General features: G+C 71.6%; 27 protein-coding genes. 13 read left to right on the plus strand and 14 right to left on the minus strand.

The window, feature by feature from the left end; genetic code table 11:
- Nucleotides 1-38: 38 nt before the first annotated feature.
- From ACYVC6_RS20690 to ACYVC6_RS20700, 3 genes are read left to right on the plus strand one after another with little or no spacing between them, the layout of a single operon-like run.
- Nucleotides 39-533, plus strand: coding sequence for a beta-class carbonic anhydrase (locus ACYVC6_RS20690; protein WP_460716369.1), 495 nt, complete (start codon nt 39-41; stop codon nt 531-533).
- Between the two features lie 24 nt (nt 534-557).
- A complete protein-coding gene (locus ACYVC6_RS20695) occupies nt 558-1,517 on the plus strand; it encodes a lytic transglycosylase domain-containing protein (protein WP_460716370.1) in 960 nt (319 codons plus the stop codon).
- Between the two features lie 10 nt (nt 1,518-1,527).
- Nucleotides 1,528-2,526 carry a hypothetical protein gene (locus ACYVC6_RS20700; protein ID WP_460716371.1) on the plus strand — a complete coding sequence of 333 codons (999 nt, stop codon included), beginning with the start codon at nt 1,528-1,530 and terminating at the stop codon, nt 2,524-2,526.
- A gap of 289 nt (nt 2,527-2,815) precedes the next feature.
- Here the strand turns inward: ACYVC6_RS20700 and ACYVC6_RS20705 are convergent, their stop codons facing one another.
- Nucleotides 2,816-4,918 carry a DNA gyrase/topoisomerase IV subunit B gene (locus ACYVC6_RS20705; protein WP_460716372.1) on the minus strand — a complete coding sequence of 701 codons (2,103 nt, stop codon included), beginning with the start codon at nt 4,916-4,918 and terminating at the stop codon, nt 2,816-2,818.
- 297 nt (nt 4,919-5,215) lie between these two features.
- Between ACYVC6_RS20705 and ACYVC6_RS20710 the strand changes: the two genes are divergently transcribed.
- From ACYVC6_RS20710 to ACYVC6_RS20720, 3 genes are all read left to right on the plus strand, one after another.
- Complete coding sequence (locus tag ACYVC6_RS20710) at nt 5,216-5,446, plus strand: DUF7455 domain-containing protein (RefSeq protein ID WP_460716373.1); 231 nt, start codon at nt 5,216-5,218, stop codon at nt 5,444-5,446.
- A 102-nt stretch (nt 5,447-5,548) separates the two neighbouring features.
- Nucleotides 5,549-6,022: a DUF456 domain-containing protein gene (locus tag ACYVC6_RS20715; RefSeq protein WP_460716374.1), complete on the plus strand. Its 474-nt coding sequence runs from the start codon at nt 5,549-5,551 to the stop codon at nt 6,020-6,022.
- Nucleotides 6,019-6,858 (plus strand): EamA family transporter, encoded by an 840-nt coding sequence (locus ACYVC6_RS20720; RefSeq protein WP_460716375.1) that lies wholly within the window; start codon nt 6,019-6,021, stop codon nt 6,856-6,858. The genes ACYVC6_RS20715 and ACYVC6_RS20720 overlap by 4 nt, the downstream gene beginning before the upstream one ends.
- A 6-nt stretch (nt 6,859-6,864) precedes the next feature.
- Here the strand turns inward: ACYVC6_RS20720 and ACYVC6_RS20725 are convergent, their stop codons facing one another.
- On the minus strand, nt 6,865-7,428 hold the full coding sequence (locus ACYVC6_RS20725) for a hypothetical protein (RefSeq protein WP_460716376.1): 564 nt from the start codon (nt 7,426-7,428) through the stop codon (nt 6,865-6,867).
- Between the two features lie 131 nt (nt 7,429-7,559).
- Between ACYVC6_RS20725 and ACYVC6_RS20730 the strand changes: the two genes are divergently transcribed.
- On the plus strand, nt 7,560-7,820 hold the full coding sequence (locus ACYVC6_RS20730; protein WP_460716377.1) for a hypothetical protein: 261 nt from the start codon (nt 7,560-7,562) through the stop codon (nt 7,818-7,820).
- 50 nt (nt 7,821-7,870) lie between these two features.
- On the opposite strand, the gene ACYVC6_RS20735 is transcribed toward ACYVC6_RS20730, so the two are convergent.
- The 3 genes from ACYVC6_RS20735 to ACYVC6_RS20745 form a co-directional block, all read right to left on the minus strand.
- Entirely contained in the window at nt 7,871-8,251 is a 381-nt protein-coding gene (locus ACYVC6_RS20735) for a hypothetical protein (RefSeq protein ID WP_460716378.1), read from the minus strand.
- 289 nt (nt 8,252-8,540) lie between these two features.
- Entirely contained in the window at nt 8,541-10,046 is a 1,506-nt protein-coding gene (locus ACYVC6_RS20740) for an RNA polymerase sigma factor (RefSeq protein WP_460716379.1), read from the minus strand.
- Between the two features lie 111 nt (nt 10,047-10,157).
- Nucleotides 10,158-10,727 carry an HhH-GPD-type base excision DNA repair protein gene (locus tag ACYVC6_RS20745; protein ID WP_460716380.1) on the minus strand — a complete coding sequence of 190 codons (570 nt, stop codon included), beginning with the start codon at nt 10,725-10,727 and terminating at the stop codon, nt 10,158-10,160.
- Nucleotides 10,728-10,896: 169 nt separating this feature from the next.
- Between ACYVC6_RS20745 and ACYVC6_RS20750 the strand changes: the two genes are divergently transcribed.
- Entirely contained in the window at nt 10,897-12,006 is a 1,110-nt protein-coding gene (locus ACYVC6_RS20750; RefSeq protein ID WP_460716381.1) for a flavin-containing monooxygenase, read from the plus strand.
- 30 nt (nt 12,007-12,036) lie between these two features.
- Nucleotides 12,037-13,665: a helix-turn-helix transcriptional regulator gene (locus tag ACYVC6_RS20755; RefSeq protein ID WP_460716382.1), complete on the plus strand. Its 1,629-nt coding sequence runs from the start codon at nt 12,037-12,039 to the stop codon at nt 13,663-13,665.
- Between the two features lie 33 nt (nt 13,666-13,698).
- On the opposite strand, the gene ACYVC6_RS20760 is transcribed toward ACYVC6_RS20755, so the two are convergent.
- The 4 genes from ACYVC6_RS20760 to ACYVC6_RS20775 are packed head-to-tail and all read right to left on the minus strand — an operon-like array spanning nt 13,699 to nt 17,210.
- Nucleotides 13,699-14,097, minus strand: a complete 399-nt coding sequence (locus ACYVC6_RS20760; RefSeq protein WP_460716383.1) for a universal stress protein — start codon at nt 14,095-14,097, stop codon at nt 13,699-13,701.
- Entirely contained in the window at nt 14,094-15,659 is a 1,566-nt protein-coding gene (locus ACYVC6_RS20765) for a tripartite tricarboxylate transporter permease (RefSeq protein ID WP_460716385.1), read from the minus strand. The genes ACYVC6_RS20760 and ACYVC6_RS20765 overlap by 4 nt, the downstream gene beginning before the upstream one ends.
- Nucleotides 15,652-16,155 (minus strand): tripartite tricarboxylate transporter TctB family protein, encoded by a 504-nt coding sequence (locus ACYVC6_RS20770; protein ID WP_460716386.1) that lies wholly within the window; start codon nt 16,153-16,155, stop codon nt 15,652-15,654. Before ACYVC6_RS20770 ends, ACYVC6_RS20765 begins: the two co-directional genes overlap by 8 nt.
- 41 nt (nt 16,156-16,196) lie before the next feature.
- Entirely contained in the window at nt 16,197-17,210 is a 1,014-nt protein-coding gene (locus ACYVC6_RS20775) for a Bug family tripartite tricarboxylate transporter substrate binding protein (protein WP_460716387.1), read from the minus strand.
- Between the two features lie 159 nt (nt 17,211-17,369).
- Here ACYVC6_RS20775 and ACYVC6_RS20780 point away from each other — a divergent pair, with 159 nt between their 5' ends.
- Nucleotides 17,370-18,971 (plus strand): ATP-binding protein, encoded by a 1,602-nt coding sequence (locus tag ACYVC6_RS20780; protein WP_460716389.1) that lies wholly within the window; start codon nt 17,370-17,372, stop codon nt 18,969-18,971.
- Nucleotides 18,968-19,678: a response regulator gene (locus ACYVC6_RS20785; protein WP_460716390.1), complete on the plus strand. Its 711-nt coding sequence runs from the start codon at nt 18,968-18,970 to the stop codon at nt 19,676-19,678. The genes ACYVC6_RS20780 and ACYVC6_RS20785 overlap by 4 nt, the downstream gene beginning before the upstream one ends.
- A 38-nt stretch (nt 19,679-19,716) precedes the next feature.
- On the opposite strand, the gene ACYVC6_RS20790 is transcribed toward ACYVC6_RS20785, so the two are convergent.
- Nucleotides 19,717-20,118, minus strand: coding sequence for a universal stress protein (locus ACYVC6_RS20790; RefSeq protein WP_460716392.1), 402 nt, complete (start codon nt 20,116-20,118; stop codon nt 19,717-19,719).
- Nucleotides 20,119-20,204: 86 nt separating this feature from the next.
- Between ACYVC6_RS20790 and ACYVC6_RS20795 the strand changes: the two genes are divergently transcribed.
- Entirely contained in the window at nt 20,205-20,645 is a 441-nt protein-coding gene (locus ACYVC6_RS20795) for a hypothetical protein (RefSeq protein WP_460716393.1), read from the plus strand.
- Here ACYVC6_RS20795 and ACYVC6_RS20800 read toward each other — a convergent pair.
- Together ACYVC6_RS20800 and ACYVC6_RS20805 are read right to left on the minus strand one after the other, a co-directional pair.
- Nucleotides 20,642-22,120, minus strand: coding sequence for a glutamate--cysteine ligase (locus ACYVC6_RS20800; protein ID WP_460716394.1), 1,479 nt, complete (start codon nt 22,118-22,120; stop codon nt 20,642-20,644). The genes ACYVC6_RS20795 and ACYVC6_RS20800 overlap by 4 nt on opposite strands.
- A 23-nt stretch (nt 22,121-22,143) precedes the next feature.
- Nucleotides 22,144-23,073, minus strand: coding sequence for a DUF4192 domain-containing protein (locus ACYVC6_RS20805; protein ID WP_460716395.1), 930 nt, complete (start codon nt 23,071-23,073; stop codon nt 22,144-22,146).
- 126 nt (nt 23,074-23,199) lie between these two features.
- Between ACYVC6_RS20805 and ACYVC6_RS20810 the strand changes: the two genes are divergently transcribed.
- Nucleotides 23,200-24,534: a DNA polymerase IV gene (locus ACYVC6_RS20810; RefSeq protein ID WP_460716396.1), complete on the plus strand. Its 1,335-nt coding sequence runs from the start codon at nt 23,200-23,202 to the stop codon at nt 24,532-24,534.
- Here ACYVC6_RS20810 and ACYVC6_RS20815 read toward each other — a convergent pair.
- Both ACYVC6_RS20815 and ACYVC6_RS20820 read right to left on the minus strand, forming a co-directional pair.
- The gene (locus ACYVC6_RS20815) at nt 24,464-24,994 is read right to left on the minus strand and encodes a SigE family RNA polymerase sigma factor (RefSeq protein ID WP_460716397.1); all 531 of its coding nucleotides are present in this window, start codon (nt 24,992-24,994) and stop codon (nt 24,464-24,466) included. The genes ACYVC6_RS20810 and ACYVC6_RS20815 overlap by 71 nt on opposite strands.
- A complete protein-coding gene (locus ACYVC6_RS20820) occupies nt 24,991-25,905 on the minus strand; it encodes a hypothetical protein (protein WP_460716398.1) in 915 nt (304 codons plus the stop codon). The genes ACYVC6_RS20815 and ACYVC6_RS20820 overlap by 4 nt, the downstream gene beginning before the upstream one ends.
- Nucleotides 25,906-25,933: the final 28 nt, after the last annotated feature.

Raw genomic sequence — 25,933 nt, forward strand, 5'->3', positions numbered from 1 at the left:
GCGAAGAACGGAAACATCGACGCACTACCGTCCTGCCCGTGAGCGACTTCGACGACCTCCTGGCCGCGAACGAGCAGTACGCCGCGGCGTTCGACCAAGGCGGGTTCGACGGCGTGGCGCGAGCCGGAGTTGCCGTCATCACCTGCATGGACTCGCGGATCGAGCCGCTGAGGATGCTCGGTCTCGGCCTGGGCGACGCCAAGATCTTCCGCAACCCCGGCGGCCGGGTCACACCTCAGGCGATGGAGGCGCTGGTGCTGGGCACCCACCTCCTCAACGTGCGCCGGATCCTGGTGGTGCCGCACACCCGCTGCGCCATGGCGGCGAACTCCGAGGCCGAGCTGCGCGAGCGGATCGGCGCGGCGACCGGGACCGACCCGTCCTGGCAGCTCTTCAGCGTGGTCACCGACCAGCTCGCCGCGCTCGAGGACGATGTGAGGAAGGTCAGGGCCCACCCGCTCATCCCCGAGGACGTCGCGGTCGGCGGTTTCCTCTACGACGTCGACACCGGGCTGCTCGACCAGAAGGTCTGACCCCTGGTTCGTAGGCTGGCTGGCGTGGGAACCATCCGCATCCGAACAGGCATTGCGTCCGCGCTCGCGGTCGTCCTGCTCGTCGCCTGCAGTGGACCGGCGACCGAGCGCAGCGCGCTGCGTTCACCGGAGTCCGACTCTCCCACCGCGGCGCCCGGCTCGACCCCGACACCGACCCCTTCCGCTGCGACAGATTCCACGCCCCGGGTGGCGCGAGCCCGGACGGCCCGACAGGTCGTTCGTCAGATCCTCACCGCCGAGGCGGCCATCGCCGACCCGGCGACCACGACTGCCGAGCTCCGCCTGGCCGCCCGCGTCCAGCAGCTGGCCTACCGGGTCCTCGGGACCCGCCCAGGGTGGGACAAGGCGGTCTACGCGGCGCTGCCGCCCCGGCTGCACTCGGTGGTCCGCGACAACGTCGCGGCCCGCCGCGAGTTCCGGTCGATGCACACCACACTCAGCCGCACCCTGCCGGCGTGGCGGATCGTCGAGCCCGAGCCTGCCGAGGAGCTCATGCGCTTCTACGGAGACGCCGAGGCGGCCTACGGCGTCGGCTGGGAGTACCTCGCCGCCATCAACCTGGTCGAGACCGCGATGGGCCGGATCCGCGGGACCTCGGTGGCCGGAGCGCAGGGCCCGATGCAGTTCATCCCGACGACCTGGGCGCGGTGGGGACGCGGAGACGTCAACGACCCGGCGGACGCGATCATGGCGGCGGCCCGCTATCTCGCCTCCAACGGGTTCGCCCGGGGCCCGCGGGGAGTGGCCAACGCGCTCTACGAGTACAACAACCACCCGGCGTACGTGCGCGGAGTGACGGCGTACGCGAAGGTCATGGAGCGCCGGCCGCGGGCCTTCCTCGCCTACCACCAGTGGGACGTCTACTACCTGACGACCGAGGGTGACGTGCTCCTGCCCGTCGGCTACGAGCGCACCAAGCCCGTCCCCGTGCGCCGGTACCTCGCCACCCACCCGCAGGGATAGGTTCCGGCTCGTGACCGAGACCAGCCCACCCGCCTGGGGCGGCGACCCCTCGATCGCGTGGCGGATCCTGCTCACCGCGGTCCCGGCCCCGTCGCTGACCGCGGCCGAGCTCAACGCCCGCCAGGAGGCGCTTCACCTCGCACAGGGCTGGCCCGCACCGCCTCCGGTGATGACGGGCGGCGCGGACACGGTGCGGCGGGAGATCGCGGAGGTGCGCGACGTGCCGCTCGTGACCGGCCTCGCCGGGGACCGGCTGGTCATCTCCGCCTTCCACGCCTACGTCGACGGTCTCGGCCTGCTCGAGGTCTTGGCCGCGCTCGCTGGTGGTGAGGTGACGTCCTCGGCGCGGGGTGTCGCCGATCGGCCCGCGGGCAGGGGAAGCGCCGCCCTCGATCGGCTCCGCGAGGTGGCCCTGGCTCCCCCGGCGCGGGTCGCCCCGCTACCCGCCGTCGCGGCCGAGGGAGACGCCTTCGCCGAGGTCGCCGTGCCGGGCCGGGTCCGCACCGCCGACCTCGTGCACGCCGCGGTCTCGGCGGTGATGGCCCACAACGAGGAGCGTGGCCGCGGCAGTCGTCACGTCACGGTCGCGGTCGGCGCCGGACGGGCGGCTGCCCCCGGCGAGCGCCTGGCCAACCGCAGCGAGCTGATCCGGCTGCGCGACCTCGAGGGACTCTCGCGCGAGCACGTCCAGGAGGCGCTTCGGTCCGCCCCCCTCGACTCGGCGGGCGGCAGCGGCGCCTCTGGAGGGTGGCTGGCCGCCGCCGCCCAGCGTGTGCTCGCCTCTCGTCTGGGGTCGACGCTGCTCGTCTCACACCTCGGGGACGTCACGACGGCCGCGGCCCGCGACCTCGCGTTCTACCCGGTCACCGCCGGCGGCACCGGCCTCTCGCTCGGCGCGGTCGGCCACGCCGGCCGGACGGTGCTCACCCTCCGCGGCCGTGGCTCCGCCTGGGACGCGGCGGGACTGGACGCGCTGCTCACCAGGGTGGCGCGCCAGTCTGCGTCGTGACACCGTCGGAACCGCCCGTCGGACTCGCGCGACCGGAGCCCGCCGTCCTTCGTCTCGTCCCTGACGACGTCGGTGTCCGCGGAGGCCGGAGGAGTCAGCGTCAGCGGTATGACCAGTCCGATCAGCACGGACAGGCCGCGCACGGTCCACACAGGGACGCTTGCCCAGGCGGTCAGGCGACACTTCATCTTCGACTCCGTTCGGTGCAAGGCGGGACACCGGGTGGGATGGCCAGAACGCCCGATTGGTTCGCACTCCCAGATCCCGCTCGTCGGCGCGAGCGGACGATTCAGAAGTCGAGGTCTTCCTCGGTGAGCGCGCCTGCGTTGCTGATGACGAACTCCTTGCGCGGGGCCACGTCGGTGCCCATGAGCAGCTCGAAGACCCGGGTCGCGGCGTCGGCGTCGTCGACGGTGATCCGGCGCAGCGTGCGCCGGCGCGGATCCATGGTCGTCTCGGCCAGCTGCGCGGCGTCCATCTCGCCCAGGCCCTTGTAGCGCTGGACCGGGTCCTTCCAGGAGACACCCTTCTTCTTCAGCTCGGCCAGCTTTCGCTGCAGCTCGTCGTCGGAGTAGGTGTAGAGGTACTTGTCCATGCCCTTCTTGGGCTGGGAGATCTCGATCCGGTGCAGCGGCGGGACCGCGGAGTAGACGCGCCCCTTCTCGATCAGCTCTGGCATGTACTTGAAGAACAGCGTGGCCAGCAGGCAGCGGATGTGGGCGCCGTCGGAGTCGGCGTCGGCCATGAAGATGATCTTGTTGTAGCGGGTCGCGTCGAGGTCGAAGGTCTTGCCCGTGCCCGCGCCGACCACCTGGATGATCGAGGCACACTCGGTGTTCTTGAGCATGTCGGCGACCGAGGCCTTCTGGACGTTGAGGATCTTGCCCCGGATCGGCAGCAGCGCCTGGAACTCGGAGTTGCGGGCGAGCTTGGCCGTGCCGAGCGCGGAGTCGCCCTCGACGATGAACAGCTCGGTGCGGTCGTCGCTGGCCCGGCAGTCGGCGAGCTTGGCCGGGAGGGCCGAGGACTCCAGGGCGTTCTTGCGGCGCTGGGTCTCCTTGTGCTGGCGGGCCGCGATCCGGGTCTTGGCCGCCCCGGCGACCTTGTCCATGACCAGCCGGGCCTGGGCCTTCTCGGCCCGCTTGGTCGAGGTCAGGAACTTCTTGAGCTCGGCGCCGACGACCTTGCGGACGACGGTGCGCGCGGCCGGGGTGCCGAGGATCTCCTTGGTCTGCCCCTCGAACTGCGGCTCCGCGAGCCGGACCGTGACGACACCGGTGAGGCCTTCGAGGACGTCGTCCTTGACGACGTCGTCGTCGTTGACCTTGAGGACCTTGGCGGCCTTCATCGACTCGTTGAAGGTCTTGGTGAGCGCCTGCTCGAACCCGCTCACGTGGGTGCCGCCCTTGGGGGTCGCGATCACGTTGACGAACGAGCGCACCTCGGTGTCGTAGCCGGTGCCCCAGCGCAGCGCGATGTCGACGTGCAGCTCGCGCTCGACCTCCTGGGGAGTCATGTGGCCGGCGTCGTCGAGGAGCGGAACGGTCTCGGTGAACGTCTCCATGCCCTGCAGGCGCAGGATCTCGGTGACCGGCTCGTCCTTGGCGAGGAAGTCGGCGAACTCGGCGATGCCGCCGTCGTGGCGGAACTTCTCCTCGCGCATCTCCGAGCCCCGCAGGTCGCGGATGACCAGCTCGAGGCCGGGGACGATGAACGAGGTCTGCCGGGCCCTGGTGAACAGCTCCTCGAGGACGAAGTCGGCGTCCTTGGTGAAGATCTGCCGGTCGGGCCAGAACCGGATCCGGGTCCCTGACTTGGTCTTGGCGACCCGGCCGCCCTTGCGGGTCAGGCCCGACTTCGCCTCGAACGCAGCGTCGGGGCCGTCGGCGGCGAACACACCTGGCACGCCGCGGCGGAACGACATGCCCTGCTGGGCCGGGGACCGGTCGACGTCGACGTCCAGCCGTGCGGACAGGGCGTTGACCACGGACGCACCGACGCCGTGCAGGCCGCCCGTGGCGACGTAGGACCCGCCGCCGAACTTCCCGCCCGCGTGCAGCTTGGTGAAGATCACCTCCACGCCGGGCAGTCCGGTCTTTGGCTCCTTGTCGACGGGGATGCCGCGGCCGTCGTCGTGCACCTCGGCCGAGCCGTCCGGGTGGAGCGTGACCTCGATGTGCTTGGCGACGCCCGCCAGCGCCTCGTCGACGCCGTTGTCGATGATCTCCCAGAGACAGTGCATGAGGCCGCGGGTGTCGGTGGAGCCGATGTACATGCCGGGGCGCTTGCGGACCGCCTCCAGGCCCTCGAGGACCAGGAGGTGGGCGGCGTTGTAGGTGTTGTCGATCGGTGGCTCCTCATCCGGCAGCGTTCTGGTTCCGAATCTACTCACGACACGCCGGAGGCCCGTGGAGGCTCGCGAACCATGACCGGGGTCTAGCGTGGAGGAACAACTCAATGGTGGTGACGGCGACCTCTGCCGTGTGGACTAGATCACTCATCGACGACCCTGGGGTCTCAGAGTGGACAACTCGCAGGCGGGGAAGCGTGCGCCGTGATGTGATGGAGATGTCGCAGAGCAGGAGGGTGGGCGCGGGAATCTTGGGAGCCGCGGCTACGTTGCAGACAGCAGTACCAGAAGGAACCGTTCCCGGGGGGTACCGGGGAACCGACCAGAAATGAGGCCGACGTGACGACTGCAGTTGCCACCAGCACGCCGCTGACCGCAGCCGACCGCTGCGACCGGTGCGGCGCCCAGGCCTACCTCCGTGTCGAGCTTCTGTCCGGGGGCGAGCTCCTCTTCTGTGCACACCACGCCCGCGAGCACGGTGAGGCCCTCAAGGAGGTCGCGGCGACGATGGTCGACGAGACCGACAAGCTCGTCGGCACCCCGGCCGTTGCTCCCGACGCGGAGCGCTGAGCCAGCCGCTCCACCCCTAGTCATCCACGACGGCCCCGGACCTGAGTCCGGGGTCGTCGTGCATGTCCGGACCCTGCGGAGGCCTGTGGCAAGGTGACCGCCGTGACCGGTCTCGAGCTCCTCGTCGCGCTCGCGATCGCCGTCGGGATGGCCGGCATCCTGGTGCCCATCCTGCCCGGTTCCGTCCTCATCCTCGCCGGCATCCTGGTCTGGGCCGTCGACGTCGGCGGTGCCACCGCCTGGGTCGTCTTCGCGGTCGCCGCGGCGATCCTGGTCGCCGGCGGGGTCGTGAAGTATCTGGTGCCCAACCGCCGGCTCAGGACCGCCGGCGTGCCCAGCTCGACGCAGTGGGTCGGCGCGGCGGTCGGCATCGTCGGCTTCTTCGTCCTCCCGGTCGTCGGCCTGTTCGTGGGCTTCGTCCTCGGTGTCTACGCCGCCGAGCGGCGCCGGGTGGGCAGCCAGGCCTGGCCGTCGACCAAGGCAGCCCTGCGGGCCGTCGGGCTGAGCATCGTCATCGAGCTGGTCGCCGGCCTCGCCGCGACGTTCGTCTGGGTCGGGGGCGTGCTCGCCACGTGACGGTGCTGCTCTCGCTGTTGGCTGCGGCGGCCTACGGGTTGGGCGACTTCAACGGAGGCATCTTCTCCAAGCGTGCCGGGCCGTGGGCGGTGTCGCTGGTCGCCCAGCTGGGCGGCACCCTGCTGGTCCTCGTCGTCGCCCTGGTGCACGGCGGCGACCCGACGACCGGCGACCTCGCCTGGGGCCTGGCGGCCGGGCTCGGGAACGGCTTCGGGACGGCCTTCCTCTACCGCGGGCTGGCCTCGGGCCGGATGGGGGTCGTCGCGCCGGTGTCCGGGGTCGGCGCGGTCCTGGTCCCAGTTGTGGTCGCCGTGGCCACGGGCGAGCGGCCCGGCAGCGGGGTGTGGCTGGGCGTGCTGCTCGCCGTCCCCGCGATCTGGCTCGTCTCCCGCGAACCCACGCGTCCACCGGTCGCCTCCCTGGGCCCCGGGTCGGGCCTGCTCGACGGGATCCTGGCGGGCCTGGGGTTCGGGACCCTGTTCGCGGCCCTGGGGCAGATCCCGGAGAGCGCCGGCTTCCTGCCGCTGGCCCTCAACCAGCTCGTGGCCGGGGTCGTCGTCGTGCTGGTGGCCGTCGCACTGCGCCAGGACTGGGTCCCCCGCAACCGGTTTGCCCTCGGCGGGCTGCTCAGCGGCGCCCTGGGCACCCTGGCTACCGGGCTGTTCCAGGTCGCGACGCAGCAGGGACACCTGAGCGTGGCCGCCGTGATCACCTCGCTCTACCCGGCGTTCACGGTGCTGCTGGCCGCTCTGGTGCTCCGCGAGCACGTGCACCGCGCGCAGGCGGCCGGTCTGGCGCTGTGCGCGGCCGCGGTCACCCTGGTCGCGCTGGGCTGACCTCGGTCAGCCGCTGGCGATCGGGATGCTCAGGTAGCGGCGCTTGCCGAGCCAGTCCACGACGGGGTGTGACCCGTCCCAGTGGTCCGTCATCTTCACGCCGATGCGTACCTTGTCGGGATTACCCAGGCAGGTGCGGTTGACCCGGACCCGCGCCCGGTTGGTGTCGAAGTTGAGGGCGACGACGTGTGGGCACGACAGTGCTTCCCCGACCGGCTTCCAACCCTTCATCCGGACGAGCTGGTAGTCGGTGCCCTCCTGGAGGCCCGTGCCGATCCGGAACTCAGGACCCTTGGCGAGGGGATCGGTGTCCACGAAGACCGCCAGGCTGGACGGGCCTGCGCTGGAGGTCGGCTCGAGCTCGGCGAAGTCGACCCTGACGACGAGCTTCTTCGGTGCGTGGACCGCCGTGACAGCCAGGATGTCGGACAGGGACGCACCGCCGACGTCGGCGGGGTCGTCGAGCCCGAGACGTTCGGCGGCCGCCGGCCCGGCAGTAGTTCCGAGCAGGGTCAGCGCCAGGACCGTCCCGAGGAGGCCGCGGTTGAGACGAGTGCGGGTGGTGGGCATGGCCCGAACATCGCACGCCGCCGGACCATGGGTCCATGGCCCGATTGGAGGATGGCGCATGCAGGCACTTGAGTAGTGAGATGATGTGGCGACGCCGAGCCTCCTGGCGTCCGCCGACATCGGGGAGAGCCGTGACCGCACCTGTGCCGCTCCACTTCCACTCCGGGGCGCCCCTCGGCGACCTGCTCGGTGACGTGGTGAGGGCCCGGGACGCGGTGGAGAAGGTGCGCCGCCTCCAGCTGGCCAGCCGCGTCGAAGCCGGCAACGCCAGGCACGACCTGGTGCTCGCCCTCGAGGCTTACACGGCGTCTCTCGAGGAGATGGGCAGCCCCGTGCCCTACGCGCTGCGGGACGAGCTGCGCCTGCAGCGCAGCCTCGACGACGCCTCGTAGCGGGGACCGAGGCACCCCCGGCCGGAGCCGGCCGGGAATGCCGCGGCGTCTCAGGGTGCGGGCGGGTTCGCAGCCTCGCACTCGGCGAGGCGCTCCTCGGCCTTGGCCAGCCGCTTCTTCTGCGCCTTCTTCTCCTTCTTGGCGTCGGCGGCCTTCGCGACGGCCTTGGCCAGGCGCTTCTCGGCCTTGGCAAGCTCCTTGTCGGTCGTGGCCGCAGCCACGGCGGCCTCGGCAGCGGCGACCCGGTCCTTCTGGCGCTCGAAGACGGCGGTGACCCGGGCCAGCGCCGCCTCGGCCTTGGCGACCTTGGCCTCCTGGGTCGCGCACGGCCCGTCGGCGGGCGCGGGCTCGTCGGCGGTCGCCACAGGGCTGGCGCCCATGAGGACGACTCCCGTCGCGACGGCGCTGGCAAGAATGCGGGCGAGTTTCATGGGGGGAACTCCTGTGCGGTGGGGGGACCTACGTCGATACCTGTCGCCAGGAGCCCTCGGCGTTACGTCGTCCGTGGACATCTCGCCCGACGACCCGAGCATCGGGGAACGCCACCGACGGTGGATGCCGCGCCACGGAAGCAGCGTGGCGCCACCGACCGCGGCCGCGTCCCCCTGGAGCCCGGCCACGACCGGTGGCTCACTATGGACATGTCACGAAGCACCCCGTCCGTTCCCACGTTGCGGGGTGCAAAATCGACCGGCTCTGGCCGGCCGCGCGGCCGCTACCTCAGTCCAGGTAGTCGCGCAGGACTTGCGAGCGGCTGGGGTGACGCAGCTTGGACATGGTCTTGGACTCGATCTGGCGGATCCGCTCGCGGGTCACGCCATAGACCTTGCCGATCTCGTCGAGGGTCTTGGGCTGGCCGTCGGTGAGACCGAAACGCATGCTGACGACTCCCGCCTCACGCTCGGAGAGCGTGTCCAGAACGGCGTGCAGCTGCTCCTGGAGGAGGGTGAACGACACCGCATCGGCCGGGACGATCGCCTCGGAGTCCTCGATCAGGTCCCCGAACTCGGAGTCGCCGTCCTCACCGAGCGGGGTGTGCAGCGAGATGGGCTCGCGGCCGTACTTCTGCACCTCGACGACCTTCTCGGGGGTCATGTCGAGCTCCTTGGCGAGCTCCTCGGGGGTGGGCTCGCGGCCCAGGTCCTGGAGCATCTGCCGCTGGACGCGGGCCAGCTTGTTGATGACCTCGACCATGTGCACCGGGATCCGGATGGTGCGGGCCTGGTCGGCCATGGCCCGGGTGATGGCCTGACGGATCCACCAGGTGGCGTAGGTCGAGAACTTGTAGCCCTTGGTGTAGTCGAACTTTTCGACCGCCCGGATCAGGCCGAGGTTGCCCTCCTGGATGAGGTCGAGGAACAGCATGCCGCGGCCGGTGTAGCGCTTGGCCAGGGAGACGACGAGCCGCAGGTTGGCCTCGAGGAGGTGGTTCTTGGCGCGGCGCCCGTCCTCGGCGATCCAGTCGAGCTCCTCGAGCATCTTGGCGCTGATCTTGCCGCCCTTGGCGAGCTTCTCCTCCGAGAACAGACCCGCCTCGATGCGCTTGGCGAGCTCGACCTCCATCTCCGCGTTGAGGAGGGGAACCTTGCCGATCTGCTTGAGATAGTCCTTGACCGGGTCCGCGGTCGCGCCCGCGACCATGACCTGCTGCTCGGGCTCGTCGGTGTCGTCGGCGGCCGAGACGACGAAGGCGGTCGTGGCCGACTCCTCGTCCTCCTTGATGGAGGGGTCGGCGACGACGGCCTTCTCGAACTCCTCGTCCGGGATGTCCGGCAGGATCTTCTTGCCGTCGGGCCCGATGACGGCCTCGACCGGCACCTCGGCGGCGGCGTCGTCGGCCGCCTTCTTGGCCGGGGCCGACTTCTTGGCCGGCGCCGCTTTGGTCGCGGCGGCCTTCTTGGCCGGTGCGGCCTTCTTGGCGGGGGCGGCGTCCTTCTTGGCCGTCGCCTTCGCCGTGGCGGTCTTCTTGGCCGTGGCGCTGCTCGCGGCGGCGGCACGCGTGCTCGCCTTGGCCGTGACCGGCACGGCCACCGAGATCCCGAGCCCGCTCAGATGGGCGAGAAGGCCCTTGAGATGGCGCGGCTCGATCGCCGCGGCATCGCTGGCCTGGCGCACCTGCTCCGGACTGAGGGAGCCGGTCTCCGTCCCGGTTTGGACAAGTGCCACAACGGCTGGGTGGGCCAGCACCGGGGCAGGGATCTTACGCGCGTTCGAGGACACGAACACCTCTCGTCACAAGCATGGGCCAAGGCATCGGGGCGCGGCAGGACCCGCTGTCGTCAAGAGCCGCGTCCTCATTCTGCCACGCAGACCATGAGGCCTCCGCATCGGTGCCTGTCAGGCGGATCCGGCCTTGGCGGCCGCCTTCTTGGCCTTCTTGAAGTCCCGCACCTTCTGCAGCGACGCGGGGTCGACGACGTCGGCCACGGAGCGATACCCGTCCTGGGCATAGTCGCCGACGAGAGCCTCCCAACCCTCCGGGCGTACGCCGAGCTGCTTGGCGAGCAGGGTCACGAAGATCTGGGCCTTCTGCTTGCCGAACCCGGGCAGCTCGAGCACCCGGTCGAACAGCTCCTGCGCCGACCCGGCCTCGGTCCAGAGCCGGGCAGCGTCGCCGTCGTACTTCTCCTCGACCAGCGCGGCCAGCGCCTGGAGCCGGCCGGCCATCGAGCGCCCGTAGCGATGGATCGCCGGCGGGGTCGAGCAGAGCGTGGCGAACTCCTCCGGGTCGGCTGCCGCGATCGCGGCCGGGTCGAGGGTCCCGAAGCGGTCCAGCACCTTCGCCGGCCCGCGGAACGCGTGCTCCATGGGGTACTGCTGGTCGAGCATCATGCCGACGACCAGCGCGAAGGCGTTGGTGGACAGCACCTCGTCGGCCGCCGGGTCTCCGGTGATGTGGATCGTCACCCGGCCATCCTGCAGCACCCGGGGTCATCACGCCTCCCGGGCGGATGGGTCAACCCACCCAGGCCGACGGAACGGGTTTGGGCATCCTGCCCGACGCGGCCAACGGCTCGCCCTTCCTAGCGTCGGAGCCTCACCAGACACCAGCCTCACCCGACACCCGGGAGGAACCATGTCCACCGAGCACATCGAGACCGTGATCATCGGGGCCGGCCAGGCCGGCCTGTCCACGGCCTACCACCTGAAGAAGCAGGGCCGACCCTGCGTCGTCCTGGACGGCAACGCCCGGGTCGGCGACAACTGGCGTCGGCACTGGGACACGCTGCGGCTCTACAGCCCGGCGAAGTACGACGGCCTCCCGGGCATGCCGTTCCCGGCCGACCCCTGGACCTTCCCCCAGAAGGACGAGGTCGCCGCCTTCCTGGAGAGCTACGCGCTCGAATTCGACCTGCCGGTGCGGATGAGCACCAGGGTCGACGCCCTGGAGCAGACCGCCGACGGGGGCTTCGAGCTGCTCATCGGCGACCACACGATCACCTGCGACAACGTGGTCGTGGCGACCGGGACGTTCGGCCAGACCCCCAACCTGCCGGACTTCGCCGACCAGCTCGACCCGTCGATCCACCAGCTCCACTCCAGCGACTACCACCGGCCGGCCGACCTCCGCCCCGGGCCGGTCCTGGTGGTGGGTGCCTCGCACTCGGGCACCGACATCGCCTTCGAGGCGGCGCAGACCAACCCGGTCACCCTCTGCGGGCGGGACCCCGGGCAGCTCCCGTTCAAGCCCGAGCAGCGCCGGGCGAGGTTCATGTTCCCGGTGGTCGTCTTCGCGTGGCGGCACGTCCTCACCAGGCGTACGCCGATCGGACGCAAGGAGTTCCACGAGGTGCGGGCGCACGGAGGGCCCATGGTCCGGATCCACCGCGAGGACCTCGCCGCGCGCGGCGTCGAGCGGAACACGGCCAGGATGGTGGGGGTCCGGGACGGCATGCCGCTGCTCGAGGACGGCACCGTCGTGCCCGTCACCAACGTCGTCTGGGCGACCGGCTTCCGCCAGGTCTTCGACTGGATCAAGCTGCCGGTGGTCGGCGAGGACGGCTGGCCCGTGGAGATGCGCGGTGTGGTCGACGAGGTGCCCGGGCTCTTCTTCTGCGGCCTCGCGTTCCAGTACGCGTTCAGCTCCATGGTCTTCCCGGGCATCGGCCGGGACGCGGAGTTCCTGGCGCGGCGGATCGGCGACCGGGTGAAGGCGACGGGAAGGAAGCAGCCCCAGGCCGCCTGAACGTCCTATGCTCGCAGCAGGTGAGGCTTCGTGGACGTCGTCGAAGAGCTGCAGCGGGCGCGTGAGGCCTTCGACCGCCGCGACTGGGTCGCCGCGTACGAAGGTCTCTCGGCGGCCGGGAGCGACGCTCTGTTGGCCGCCGACTTCGCCGATCTCGCCACCGCTGCCTTCCTCGTCGGCCGTCACAACGACTGCATCCAGGCGCTCCAGCGGGCCTACCAGGCACACGTCGACGCCGGGGACCAGCCAGCCGCGGTCCGGTCGGCCTTCTGGCTGGCCATGACGCTGATGGACCGCGGGGAACGGGCGGTCGCCAGCGGCTGGATCGCGCGTGCCGAGCGGCTGCTGGCGGGCTTCGAGGAGGACACCGTCGAGCACGGGTACGTCCTGTTCTTCCGGATGCTCACGCACATCCTCGGCGGTGACCCGGTCACCGGGCACGATGAGGCCGCCGCCCTCACGTCGTACGGCCGCCGGTTCGGTGACGGCGATCTGCTCGCCGCCGGACTGATGGCCCAGGGGCGGTGCCTGCTCTACCTGGGCCGGGTGCCCGAGGGCGTGCGACTGCTCGACGAGGCCATGGTCGGCGTCTCCACGGGCGAGGTGTCCCCGATCTTCGCCGGGCACACCTACTGCTCACTGATCGAGGCCTGCCAGGAGATCTCGGACTTCGGCAGGGTCGCGCAGTGGACGACCGCGCTGACGACCTGGTGCGGAGCGCAGGTGGGGCTGGTGCCGTTCACCGGTCAGTGCGCGGTGCACCGCGCCCAGGTGATGCGGGTCCGGGGTGCCTTCGAGAAGGCCATTGCCGAGCTCGAGGGCGCCGCCGCGCGCTACGTCGCGGCGGACACCCCGGGCGCCGCGGGACTGGCCTTCGCGGAGAAGGGCGACCTGCTGCGGATCCGTGGTGAGCACGACGCCGCCGAGGCGGCCTTCCAGCAGGCCATCGGACTCGGCCACGACCCACAGCCCGCACATGCCCTGCTCTCCCTGGCCTGCGGCCGGACCGACGCGGCGTGCGCGGCCGTACGCCGCGTGCTCGGCGAGCCACGCGACCCGATCCATCGCTCGCAGCTGCTCCCCGGCGCGATCGAGGTCCTCATCGCCGGGGACGACCTGGCCGCCGCGCGCCCGCTCGTCGCCGAGCTGGTGGCGGTCGGTGACGGGTTCGAGTCGAGCTCTCTGCGGGCCATGGCCGGCTACGCGGTCGGGGCTCTGGCGCTCGCCGAGGACCGACCCGAGGAAGCCCTGGCCTCGACGCGTCCGGCGCTGCAGGGGTGGCGGGAGCTCGGCTGGCCCTACGAGACCGCCCGAACACAGGTCCTGGTCGGTCGCGCGCTGCGGCAGCTCGGCGACGAGGAGTCCGCGGCCGCCGAGCTGGCGGCCGCGGCCCGGGCACTCGCGGCGCTGGGGGCGCGGCCGGCCGCACTGGAGGCGGACCGGCTGCTGGCCCCGGGTCGCCTACCGGGCGGGCTCACCGCCCGCGAGGCCGAGGTGCTCCGGCTGGTCGCCGCGGGCCGGTCCAACCCGGAGATCGCGACGGCCCTGTTCCTGAGCGAGAAGACGGTCGCGCGGCACCTGAGCAACATCTTCACCAAGCTGGACGTCCGGTCCCGCACGGCCGCGGCCGCCTACGCGTTCGAGCACGGGATCACCTGAGGGCCGGCGCCGCGACCTCAGTGCGCCGCGACCTCAGTGCCGCGGCAGCTTCACCGAGAGCACCGGGCAGGTCGCGTCGAGCAGGATCGACTGGGCGGTGGAGCCCATGATGAGCTTGCCCACCGGGGTGCGGTGGCGCAGGCCGATCACGATCAGCTCGGCGCCGACGTCGTCGGCCGTGCTCAGCACGTCGTCGGCCGCCAGCTCGGTCGAGGTGAACCGGCGCACCGAGTGCGGGATACCCGACTCCTCGAGCCGCGCCTCCAGCGCGGTCGCCTGTGCCTCCTGGGCGTAGCGCGGGTCCACGAGGCGGTCGGCCCGCGTGGTGTTGACGGCGACCAGGTCGGTGCCGCGCCTGCGCGCCTCCTCGATAGCCACGTCGAGGGCCGCCTCGCCCAGCTCGTTGGGGATGTATCCCACGACCACGGTCATGACCGCCCAGCCCTCTCTCCGGTCGACAGCGGCTCGTCGTCCTCCACGTGCTGCAGAACCTCCTCCGCCTCCTTCTCGCGCCCCTTCAGCCACAGCGACACCGCGAAGAGCACCGCCACCGTGGAGTACACGACCACCGCAAACGGCGACTGCACCAGCGTCAGCGGGTCGCCCTGCGAGATCGAGAGCGCCCTGCGCATCTGCGCCTCGAACATCGGGCCCAGGATCATCGCCACGACCATCGGTGCCACCGGGTAGCCGTAGCGCCGCATGAAGAACCCGATGACCCCGATCACCAGCAGGATCATCACGTCGGCAGGGATGAAGTTCACCGCGAAGGCACCCATCCCCGCGAAGGTGAGGATGCCGGCGTAGAGGTAGTGCCTCGGGATCTGGAGCACCCGCACCCACATCCCGACCAGCGGCAGGTTCAGCACCAGCAGCATCACGTTGCCGAGGTAGAGGCTGGCGATCAGCCCCCACACCAGGGTGGCGTCGCCCGCGAACAGCTGCGACCCCGTCGGTACGTCGAAGCGCTGGAACACCAGCAGCATGATCGCCGCGGTCGCCGAGGTCGGCAGGCCCAGGGTGAGCAACGGGACGAGCACCCCGGCAGCCGCTGCGTTGTTGGCCGACTCCGGGCCTGCCACGCCCTCGATCGCGCCGTGGCCGAACTGCTCCTTGCGCTCGCCCTTGGCCAGCTTCTTCTCCGCGGCGTAGGACAGGAACGTGGACACGTCCGCTCCGCCGGCGGGGATCGTGCCGATCGGGAAGCCGATGGCGGTGCCCCGCAACCACGGCTTCCACGAGAGCCGCAGCTCGTCGCGGGTCAGCCAGCTGCGCCAGCCCTTGGCGATCGGGACCACCTCGACCGGACCGCGGCGCAGCCGGGACCCGACGTAGAGCGCCTCGCCGACCGCGAACAGGCCGACGGCAACCAGGACGACGTCGATCCCGTCGCCGAGCACCGACATGCCGAACGTGAACCGCTGCTGCCCCGAGATCAGGTCGACCCCGATCAGGCCGATGAACAGTCCCATCGACAGCGAGGCGAGGCCTCGGGAGACGGAGCTGCCCAGCAGTGCGCCGACGGTCAGGAACGCCAGGATCATCAGGGCGACGTAGTCGACAGGGCCTAGCTTCACGGCAAGCTCGGCCGCGAGCGGCGCGAGGAAGGTCAGCGCCACGGTGGCGATCGTCCCGGCGACGAAGGAGCCGATCGCCGCGGTGGCCAGCGCCGCGGTGCCGCGGCCCGCCTTCGCCATCCGGTTGCCCTCGAGGGCAGTGATGATCGACGCGGACTCACCTGGGGTGTTGAGCAGGATGGAGGTGGTCGACCCGCCGTACATCCCGCCGTAGTAGATCCCGGCGAACATGATGAGCGCCCCGGTCGCGTCCAGGCTGTAGGTCAGCGGCAGCAGCAGTGCGAGGGTCATCGCGGGGCCGATGCCGGGCAGCACGCCGACAGCGGTGCCGACGAAGACGCCGACCATGGCGAGCAGCAGGTACTCCGGCTGCAAGGCCGTGCCGAAGCCCTCCATGAGGGCGGAGAAGCTATCCACCGAGGAACGACACCCCCTCCAGGAGCGGGCCGGCGGGCAGCGAGACGCCCAGGCCGCCGGCGAACGCCGCCTGCAGGACGAACGCCAGGAGCAGACCGATCACGGCCGCTCGCCACCACGGCTTGGCGCCCAGCACGATCGCGGAGCCGCCGAAGAGCACGGCGGCGGCGAACGGCCACCCCGCCGGGACGATGAGGAAGACGTGGATGAGCAACATGCCGACCAGCAGCCCGACGGTGACCCAGTCGGTGTGGTCGTCATCGGCGACGTCCTCGCCCTGCTCGGCCTCGCCGCGGTGGCCGCGGACCACCGCCGCCGCGACGGCGAGGCCGGAGAGGACAAGCGCCGCGCCGACCACGTAGGGCAGGACCCGGGGCCCCATCGAGCCGGCGGTGACCGGCTCGTTGATGGAGCCCGCCCGGACCAGCGAGAAGACGCCGAGGGCCACCACCCCGGCGGCGAACCCGAGCTCGCCGGCGGGGACGGCGCGGTCCACGGGGGGCGCGTCGTGCGTGGAGGACGGTGTGGGCGACATGGTCACTCGACCAGACCGATGTCGCGCAGGACCTCGATCACCCGGGCGATCTCGTCGTCCATGAAGGTCGCGAACTCGTCGCCCGCCACGAAGGCGTCGGCCCAGGCGTTCTCCTCCAGCACGGTTGCCCAGTCCTCGGTGCCGTGCATCTCGGTCACCAGCTCGGTCAGCTGATCCGCCTTGGTGTCGTCGATCGAGCCGGGAGCGACCACGCCGCGCCAGTTGGTGAGCGTCACGTCGACGCCCTGCTCGGTGAGGGTCGGGACGTCGGGCAGCAGGTCGGACGCCTCCTCGCCGGAGACGCCGAGGGCCTTGAGCTCGCCGCTCTCGACCTGGGCCGCGTACTCCGCGACACCGGAAATGCCGGCGTCCACCTTGCTGCCGAGCAGCGCGGCCAGGGACTCGCCGCCGCCGGAGTAGGGGATGTAGTTGAGGCTGTCGGGCGCGATGCCGGCGTCCTGGAGCAGCAGCCCGGCGAGAATGTGGTCCGCTCCCCCGGCCGAGCCACCGGCGATCGAGACGCCCTGACCGCGGGCCGCCTGGTCCTCGACGAGGTCGGTGACCGACTCGTAGGGCGAGTCCGCGGGCGCCACGATGATCAGCGGCTCCTCGGTCAGCTCGGCGATCGGGGTCACGTCGGCCAACGTGGCCTCGGACTGGTTGGTCTCGATCGCCCCGACCATCACCAGGCCCATGACCATCAGGGTGTTCTCCTCGCGCTCGTTCGCGAGCTGGGCGAGGCCGATGGTGCCGCCGGCCCCGCCGACGTTGACCACCTGGGCGCTCCCGACCAGGTCGTTGTCCTGCAGGACGCCCTGCATCGCGCGACCGGTGGCGTCCCAGCCACCTCCCGGGTCGGCCGGGACGATGATCTTCAGGTCGTCGATGGCGCTGTCGTCGGCAGCGGCGTCCTCGGTGCTGTCGCCCAGGGAGCCGCAGCCCGCGAAGGCGAGCGCTCCGGTGAGGGCGAGAGCCGTGGTGGCGAGACGGCGGCGATGGTTCAGCAAGCGGGTCATGTCGGGTTCACTCCTTGGGATCGTGACGGGCGTCACGTCCGGCGACCGTAGGAGTGGCGCTGACCGGGCGGGAACGTTGCGGAGGTATCGGTCGTATTGGAACTTTTGGCCTGGCTCCGAGCCGGCCGTCAGGGCTGTGACCTGCTGCACAATGACGGGATGGTCCGGAGAGGCTCCCTGCGCACCCAGCTGCTGGTGCTGCAGATGCTCATCGTGCTGACGACGGTGTGCCTGGTCGGCGTCGTGGCCGCCCGGATGCAGGCCGCGCAGATCCGGGAGTCCTACCAGGACCAGATGATCGGGGTCGCCCAGAGCGTGGCCACGCTCCCCTCGGTGGTCGAGGCGTTCGACTCCGAGGACCCCTCGGAGACGATCCAGCCGATCGCCGAGCTGATCCGCCAGGCCTCAGGCGTGACCTACGTCGTGGTCACCGACGACCAGGGCATCCGCTTCTCCCACCCCAACCCCGACCAGATCGGCAAGCGCGTCTCCACCGACCCCTCGGTCCCGCTCTCGGGGAAGATGTACGTCGGCACCCAGACCGGCACTCTGGGCGAGTCCTGGCGCGTCAAGCTGCCGATCCGCGACGACGGCGGCACGATCATCGGCTCCGTGTCCGTGGGGATCCTCGAGTCCGAGCTGCGCGCCGACCTCTACGACTACCTCCCCGGCCTGGCCATGTGGCTCGCCGGCGCGGTGCTGGTCGGCACCCTGGGCGCCGTGTGGGTCTCCCGCCTTGTGTGGCGGCGCATCTACCGCCTGGAGCCCGAGGAGATCGCTGCGCTGCTCGAGACCCGCGAGGCGATGCTGCACAGCATCGGTGAGGGCCTACTGGCCGTGGACGCCCAGGAGCGCATCGCACTGGTCAACGACCAGGCGGTCCGCCTGCTGGACCTCGGTCCCGACACGATCGGTCGACGGGCCGAGGAGGTGCTGGAGCCCAGCGTGCTCGCGCTGCTGCGCGCCGACGGCGAGACGCGCGAGCGCATGCTCCTGGCCGGCGAGCGGATCCTGCTGGGGCAGCGCAGCGACGCCCAGGTCGACGGGGAGACGGTGGGCTCGGTGCTCGTGCTGCGCGACCGGACCGAGCTGCTCCGCACCCTGCGCGAGCTCGACGGCGCCCGGGACATCACCCAGGCACTGCGCGCCCAGGCCCACGAGTTCTCCAACCGGATGCACGTCATCTCCGGGCTGATCGAGACGGGCGCCACCGACGACGCGCTGGCGTTCATCGCCCGCACCGGCCACGGCGGTTCGCTGACCCGCGCCGCGGTGGCGCCGGGGATCGCCAACCCCGACGTCGTCGCGCTGCTGCTCGCCAAGACCACGACCAGCGAGGAGCGCGGCGTCCACCTCCTCGTCGACCCCGCCTCGGAGGTCGGCCAGGACGAGAGCGCCGACCTGGTGACCGTCCTCGGCAACCTCATCGACAACGCAGTCGACGCCAGTGCCCCGGCTGGGACCGTCGAGGTCTCGCTGCGCCAGGACGAGCACGGCACGCTGGTGACCGTGGAGGACGACGGCGCCGGCATCCCGGAGTCGGACCGGCACCGGATCTTCGAGTCCGGGTGGAGCACCAAGGGCGAGGCCGGCACCCGCGGCATCGGGCTCGCCCTCGTCCAGCGGGTCGCCCGGCGGCGCGGTGGCGATGTGACCGTCTCGGCGTCGGCCTCGGGTGGCGCCCGCTTCGAGGTCCACCTCCCCCGTCGCGCCCCCCGGGCCGCGCCGCGGGAGCCGGCTCCCGCCGGAGGAGGGTCATGACCGAACGGCCCAGCGAACGGCCCAGGGTGCTCGTGGTCGACGACGACTTCGCCGTGGCGGCGCTCCACCGTGGGTTCGTGGAGTTCCACGGGAGGTTCGACGTCGTCGGCGTCGCCCACGACGGCGCGGAGGCGCTCCGCCTCGTCGACGAGACCAGGCCCGACCTGGTGCTGCTGGACGTCTACCTGCCCGACATGACCGGCCTCGAGGTGCTCCAGCAGCTCCGGGCCCGCCCGGGACGGCCGATCGACGTCATCGCCATCACCGCGGCCCGCGAGCTGGACACCGTGCGGGCCGCGATGGCCGGCGGGGTGCTGCACTACCTGGTCAAGCCGTTCACCGCCCAGGTCCTCCGCGAGCGCCTCGACGACTACCTACGGCACCGGGCCGAGATCCAGCGCACGGAGGTCCAGGACACCGAGCTCGACCAGGACCAGGTCGACCGGCTCCTGGTCGCCCCGCGCCGTGGACGCACCGCAGCCGTCCTGCCCAAGGGTCTCTCCCGCACCACCATGGAGGCCGTCCGCGACGCGCTCGCTGAGCACGACGGCTCTGCCTCCGCGCAGGAGATCAGCGACCAGGTAGGGGTCTCCCGCGTCAGTGCGCGCCGCTACCTCGAGCACCTCGTCACCGAGGGGCGGGCTCGGGTGACGCCGAAGTACGGCGCCGCGGGACGTCCCGAGAACCGCTACCACTGGCTCGGCTGACCCTGGGGACCCAGGCTCGCCGTCCGGTGGATCCAGGCTCAGTCGGACTTGACGGCCAGCACCGCGCACGGCGCGTCGAGCAGCACTCGCTGGGCGTTGCTGCCGAGGATGAGCTTGCCGACCGGCGTACGCCGCCGCAGGCCGATCACGATGAGCTCGGCATCGGTGGACTGGGCGATGCCGATGAGGTCCTCGGCGGGCTCGAACCCGCGGACGAGCTGGCGGATCTCGAAGTCGACGCCAGCCGCCTCGAGCCGCGCCCTGACGTCGTCCAGCTCGGCATCGGCGCGGAGCGCCTTCTCGCCGTCGAAGGAGTCGCCCCCGCGATGAGAGTTGACGATCACCAGGGTCGAGCTGCGGAGTTTGGCCTCAGCGATCGCCGCGCTCAACGCGGCCTCCCCCTCCGGCTTGGGCACATATCCCACCACGACGGTTCCCATCTGGGCACCGTACCCAATCCGGGCCGTTGCAGGCAGCCTGTGGAGGGCCAAACCCCTGCCGAGCCAGGAACGGGCAGGCTGTCGGAGTGGAGGTGCGCGAACCGATCGACCTCGAGAGTCGGCGGCTCCTGCGCCGGGCCGTGGCCGAGCACGTCCGCTCCCTCACTGGCCGGGCGTTCCCGCCCGTGGTCCACGTGGGCACACCGGGGGGCCGGCTGCGCCGCTTCACCGTCAACCGTGACGAGCCGACCGATCACGCCCTGCGCGCCGACATCGTGGCCGCGATGCTCGGTCGCCGCCGGCCCGCCCCGCCGGGGTCGTCGCTGTCGTCGTCGGCGGGGCCCTGGGTGTGGCTGACCCGGGCCGGCGACCTCGCCCTGCACGACCTCGACGTGGAGTGGCTGAGCTCTTCTGCCACCGCCTGCGCCGAGGCGGGTGTCGACCTGACCATGGTGGTGGTCACCCGGCGTGGCTGGCGCGACCCCCGCAGCGGAGCCGGCCAGACCTGGGTGCGGCTGCGGCCCTAGACCTGGTCCCAGGTGTGGACGGGCTCGTTGGTGTGCATCCGTTCGCGGTAGTCGAGCAGCGCGCGCCGCAGCGCGTCGTAGCGGTCCAGGTCACCGAGCTGGGCCATCCGGTTGACGAACCACTCCGCGCCGTTGGTCCCGATCAGACACCTCTGCTCGATGATGCCGAGCAGGCGGTCGGCCGCGGCGCTCTCGACACCCCACGAGGCCAGGCCTTCATGTGCCATGGGGAGAAGCCGGCGCAGCACCAGCTCGGTCGCCCGGATCTGGCCGACTCCCGGCCAGTAGACCTGGGCGTCGATGCCCTGGAGCGCAGCGACGTGGAAGTTCTCCTCCGCGGCGCTGAAGGACATCTGGGACCACAGTGGACGCTCATTCTCCGCCAGCGAGCGCACCAGTCCGAAGTAGAACGCGGCGTTGGCCACCGTGTCGGCGACCGTGGGACCGGCCGCGAGAACCCGGTTCTCCACCCGGAGGTGCGGCACTCCCCCGGCGATGTCGTAGACCGGCCGGTTCCACCTGTAGATCGTGCCGTTGTGCAGCCGGAGCTCGGAGAGCGTCGGGGTGCCACCGGACTCGAGCACGGCCAGCGGGTCCTCGTCGTCGGTGATCGGCAGGAGGGCCGGGAAGTAGCGGACGTTCTCCTCGAACAGGTCGAAGACCGAGTTGACCCAGCGCTCGCCGAACCAGACCCGGGGCCGCACCCCTTGGGCCTTGAGCTCCTCACTGCGGGTGTCGGTGGCCTGCTCGAACAGCGGGATGCGGGTCTCCCGCCAGAGCTCCTTGCCGAGCAGGTAGGGAGAGTTGGCGCCCAGCGCCAGCTGGATGCCGGCGACGGCCTGGGAGGCGTTCCAGTATTCCGCGAAGTCGTCGGGGGAGGTCTGGACGTGGAACTGGGTGCTGGTGCAGGCCGCCTCGGGCAGGATCGAGTCTGAGGTCGCCTCGAGCCGCTCGATGTTGCCGACTCCGGCGATCGAGATCGCGATGTCCTCGCCACGGGCGGCCAGGATCTGCTCGCTGAGCAGCTTGTAGCGCGGGTTGGGGCTGATGCTCTCGGCCGTCATGTGGCCCTCGGCGAGGGTCGGCAGGATGCCGATCATCACCAGATGCGCCCCGACCTCGGCCGACTTGGCCTCCGCGTCGTTGAGGTTGCGCCGCAGGACGTCCTCGAAGAAGCCGAGCCCGTCCTCGCGGAGCTTGGCCGGCGGGACGTTGATCTCGATGTTGAACTGGCCGAGCTCGGTCTGGAACGCGGGGTCGGCGATCGCGGCGAGGGCCTCGACGTTCTTGAGCGCCGGGTCGCCCCGGTCGTCGATCAGGTTGAGCTCGACCTCGAGGCCGGTCATCGGGTCGTCGGTGTCGAACCGGGCCTCGCGCAGCATCCGCGCGAACACGTCGAGGCAGCGGCGGACCTTCTCGCGGTGGCGGGTCCGGTCGGCCCGGGTGAACTCCTGTGCGTCGACCTCTTCACCCATGCCGCTCACCCATGCCGTCGACGCTAACCCGCGCCGCCGGGCTCCCGATAGGTGTGGTCCCACGAGGACGGCGGAACGGCCCGGCTGAGCAGCCGGCCCACCAGCTCGGCCAAGGAGTTGTCGGGGTCGCTGGCCGTGCACCGGTCGACGGCGCACCAGGCCAGGGCGCCGTTGCCTGCCAACCAGGCGGCCAGACCCAGGACCGCCGCCGGAGCACCGACGAGGTCCTCGGGCGAGCGCTGGACGGCATCGGTCCACAGCGCCACATGGGCGGACGCGTCGTCGCGGGTCATCGAGCCCCAGGCCGCGTCACGGACGGCCTGGTCGCACATCCCCTGCAGCACGCCCGCGAGGTCGTCGTCCTCGAAGCTGCCCCGGCCCAGCGCCCGCCAGACGGTGGCCACCACCTCCGTTGAGTCGTAGGCATCCACCCGCGCCCGAGCCCGGTCGACCGAGGCGACCCCCGGGGTGGGCACGAGCCGGGCCGCCAGCTCGTCACGGGAGGCGCTCACGACGATCCCTTCGAACACCGAGCGGACGCGGAACGGATGGGCGCAGACGTCGTAGGGGACGCCCGGGGCGTCGGGAACCCCCGGGAGGAACCACCGGGCCCCGTCGGCACGCACCGTGCTGACCACCCGGATGCCGGCCTCGGCGAAGCTCGCGCCGAGCCGGTCGAGGAGCCGCTGCGAGCGACGCTGCCGGGCCGAGTAGACGACGAAGAGGACGTGCTCCACGCCGTGGGCCAGGGCGGGCTCGAGCAGCAGGGCGACCGCCTCGTCCAGCTCTCGCGGCGGCGGGATGTCGATGCGAGCGTGGAACGTCTCCCGGCCGCCGAAGGTGAGCATCACCACCGAGTCGGAGGGCTCGAAACCGAGGAGCACGGGCACCGCGGCGAGGACGTCCTCGGGGGTTCGGAAGGTCATGACCTGGCGGTTGGGTGTGGTCGTCATGCGTACGACGCTCCCCAGGACGGCCGACGCTCCGGGGCCGGTCGGCGGCAGCCTGGGGAGAACCCGGGCCGGGGGTCGCCTGTGCGCCCTGGCTGGCATGTCGGCTGCCGGGGGTACGGTGCGGCCGTGCGCGACCAGGCCTCGGTCCTCCACCTCGACCTGGACGCGTTCTTCGCCGCGGTCGAGCAGCGCGACAAGCCCTCGCTGCGCGGCAAGCCGGTCGTCGTGGGCGGCACCGGCGGCCGCGGCGTGGTGGCCACGGCGTCCTACGAGGCCCGGAAGTACGGCGTACGGTCGGCGATGTCGACGCGGGAGGCGAGGTCCCGGTGCCCGCACGCCGCCTTCCTCACCGGGCGGTTCCACGCCTACCGGGACGCCAGCGCGGTCGTCATGGGCCTGCTGCACGAGGTCTCCCCACTGGTGGAGCCGCTGTCGCTCGACGAGGCGTTCGTCGACCTCGAGCAGGCGGGCCTGCCGGACCTCGGCATCGAGACGGTGACCGCGCTGGCCGAGCGGATCCGGGCCGACGTCCACGAGGCCACCGGCGGCCTCACCGCCTCGGTCGGCCTGGGCACGTCCAAGTTCATCGCCAAGGTCGCCTCCGACCTCGACAAGCCGGACGGCCTGGTCGTGGTCGTCCCCGGCACCGAGCAGGAGCTGCTGCGGCCGATGCACGTCACGGTCATCCCGGGCGTGGGGCCGGCGACCTCGGAGCGGCTGCGCCGCCTTGGGATCCACACCGTCGCCGAGCTGGAGACGGTGAGCCTCGACGAGCTCGTGCGCCTGGTGGGCAAGGCCCAGGGTTCGGGCCTCTACCGGCTCGCCCGCGCCCAGGACGACCGGCCCGTCGTGGCCGAACGGGAGGCGAAGTCGGTGAGCCAGGAGGGCACCTACGACACTGACCTCACCGACCGGACGCTCATGGAGCACCTGCTCACCCGGCAGGCCGGTGACGTCGCCACCCGGCTGCGCAAGCACGGGCTGTCCGGCCGCACAGTCACCATCAAGGTCCGGCTGCACGACTTCACGACGGTCAGCCGGTCGACGACCCTCGCCTCACCGACCGACCACGCCGGCACCATCGCCCGACTAGCCCGGGGCCTTCTCGCCGACCTGGACACCTCGGGCGGCGTCCGCCTGCTCGGCGTCGGCGTCTCCGGCCTGGCCGACTGGGTGCAGGAGGACCTCTTCGGCGAGACCACCGACGCCGAGGACGAGGAGGAGGACGCGCCCGACCTCGAGCTGCCGCTCCCCCGCGGTGGCACCGTCCGACGCTGGGCGCCCGGAATGGACGTCGTGCATGCCGAGATGGGCAAGGGCTGGGTCTGGGGCTCGGGACGCGGTGTGGTCACCGTGCGCTTCGAGACCGCGGAGACGCCCGCCGGCCCGGTCAGGTCGTACGCCGAGGACGACCCGGACCTGTCGGTCTGGGCTCCTCCAGCACCCCCTGGAGAGAGCTGATCGCCCGGGCGCTGTGGCTCTTGACCGTGCCCCCGCTGATCCGCAGCTCGCTCGCGGTCTCTTCGACGCTCAGACCGAGCCAATGCCGCAGCACGACCACCTTGCGCTGCATCTCCGGCAGCTGCTGGAGAGCCTCGAACAGGGCCGAGCGCTCCTCGACCGGGAGCCCGGTCTCGGCCGCCCGGTCGTGGCCGTCCAGACCCGACCGCTCGCGCCGCCACGGACGGCGGGACTCGTCGATGTGGCTGCGCACGATGATCCGGCGGACATAGGCGTCCGGGCTGCCGTCGAGGTGCACCCTCGGCCACGCCACGTAGAGCTTGGTCAGCGCCGTCTGGAGCAGGTCGTCGGCGCGGTGCCAGTCACCGCACACGGCGAACGCGATCCGGCGCAGGTGGGCCTGCCGCGCGGCGACGTAGGCGACGTACTCCGCGTCGCGATCCTCGGTGGATCGGCTCACCGCACCCCTTCCCCGGAGTCGGCCTGCTGGGCGAGATAGGTCAGCAGCGCGTCCAGCGTCGCGTCCGGCAACACCTCGGCATCGACGGGGATGGTCTCCGCGTCGAGGCCGTGGCCACGGATGACGACGAACCAGGTCCGGCCGTCACGCCTCACCTCGGCGATCCGGTCGCCCGGCGACGTGTAGCCCTCGATGACGTCGATCTCCTGCACGTCCACCAGGGTGCTGCCCGGACCCGCGGCGACCTGGTCGCCGGCGCCGACCACGACCAGGGCATCCGGCTCGGCCCCGCCGCTGATCGCGACCATGCTGGCCAGCCAGTCCTCGAAGCGGCTGTAGCCCTTGCCCGGGTCGTCGGCGCTGGCGCCCGCCGACATCGTGCCCTTCACCAGTTCGAGCGTGAGCAGCATCCAGCGGGTGCGTCGGCCGTCGGTCACGACCACCCCTAGCGATGCCTCTGGCGGGGTCAGGCCCACCGGATCCGGCACCTGCTGGGTCACCTCCCACCCGTCCTTGACCACGAGCGTCCCGTCCTGGTCGAGCGCTGCGGGGAACTGCTTGCTGACCAGTTGCTGGGTCTGCAGGTGCCGGGCCCGGACCTGGGCCAGGGCCGCGAGCCGGTCCAGCGACACCTCCAGCTGCGCCTCGTCGATGGTGCCCTCGGAGGACGAGGTGGTCGGGCCCGGAGCCAGGGGCTCCGCGGTCTCGGGGCCGTTGCCGCCCGGTCCCAGGACCGCCACACCGCCGAGGATGACGGCCACCGCAGCCGCCGACCCGGCGACGCCCACGCGGCGGCGGCGACGCAGGGCCGTCCGGCCGGCCGCGAGCCGGTCGGCCGGCGCGGGAAGCGGCGGGCCGTCGCCGAAGCTCTCGTCGAGCAGGAGGGCGAGGTCGGGTTCGTCGAGCGTCATGTCTCCTCTACGGAACGGCCGGTCGATC

Source organism: Nocardioides dilutus (assembly GCF_054779555.1).

What these genes read in the sequence shown, in the direction of transcription:
- ACYVC6_RS20725 (WP_460716376.1), bottom strand. Translation starts at nt 7,428, where the DNA reads ATGCCCACCACCCGCACTCGTCTCAACCGCGGCCTCCTCGGGACGGTC.
- ACYVC6_RS20735 (WP_460716378.1), bottom strand. Translation starts at nt 8,251, where the DNA reads ATGAAACTCGCCCGCATTCTTGCCAGCGCCGTCGCGACGGGAGTCGTC.
- ACYVC6_RS20750 (WP_460716381.1), top strand. Translation starts at nt 10,897, where the DNA reads ATGTCCACCGAGCACATCGAGACCGTGATCATCGGGGCCGGCCAGGCC.
- ACYVC6_RS20760 (WP_460716383.1), bottom strand. Translation starts at nt 14,097, where the DNA reads ATGACCGTGGTCGTGGGATACATCCCCAACGAGCTGGGCGAGGCGGCC.
- ACYVC6_RS20775 (WP_460716387.1), bottom strand. Translation starts at nt 17,210, where the DNA reads ATGACCCGCTTGCTGAACCATCGCCGCCGTCTCGCCACCACGGCTCTC.
- ACYVC6_RS20780 (WP_460716389.1), top strand. Translation starts at nt 17,370, where the DNA reads ATGGTCCGGAGAGGCTCCCTGCGCACCCAGCTGCTGGTGCTGCAGATG.
- ACYVC6_RS20785 (WP_460716390.1), top strand. Translation starts at nt 18,968, where the DNA reads ATGACCGAACGGCCCAGCGAACGGCCCAGGGTGCTCGTGGTCGACGAC.
- ACYVC6_RS20790 (WP_460716392.1), bottom strand. Translation starts at nt 20,118, where the DNA reads ATGGGAACCGTCGTGGTGGGATATGTGCCCAAGCCGGAGGGGGAGGCC.
- ACYVC6_RS20800 (WP_460716394.1), bottom strand. Translation starts at nt 22,120, where the DNA reads ATGGGTGAAGAGGTCGACGCACAGGAGTTCACCCGGGCCGACCGGACC.
- ACYVC6_RS20805 (WP_460716395.1), bottom strand. Translation starts at nt 23,073, where the DNA reads ATGACGACCACACCCAACCGCCAGGTCATGACCTTCCGAACCCCCGAG.
- ACYVC6_RS20820 (WP_460716398.1), bottom strand. Translation starts at nt 25,905, where the DNA reads ATGACGCTCGACGAACCCGACCTCGCCCTCCTGCTCGACGAGAGCTTC.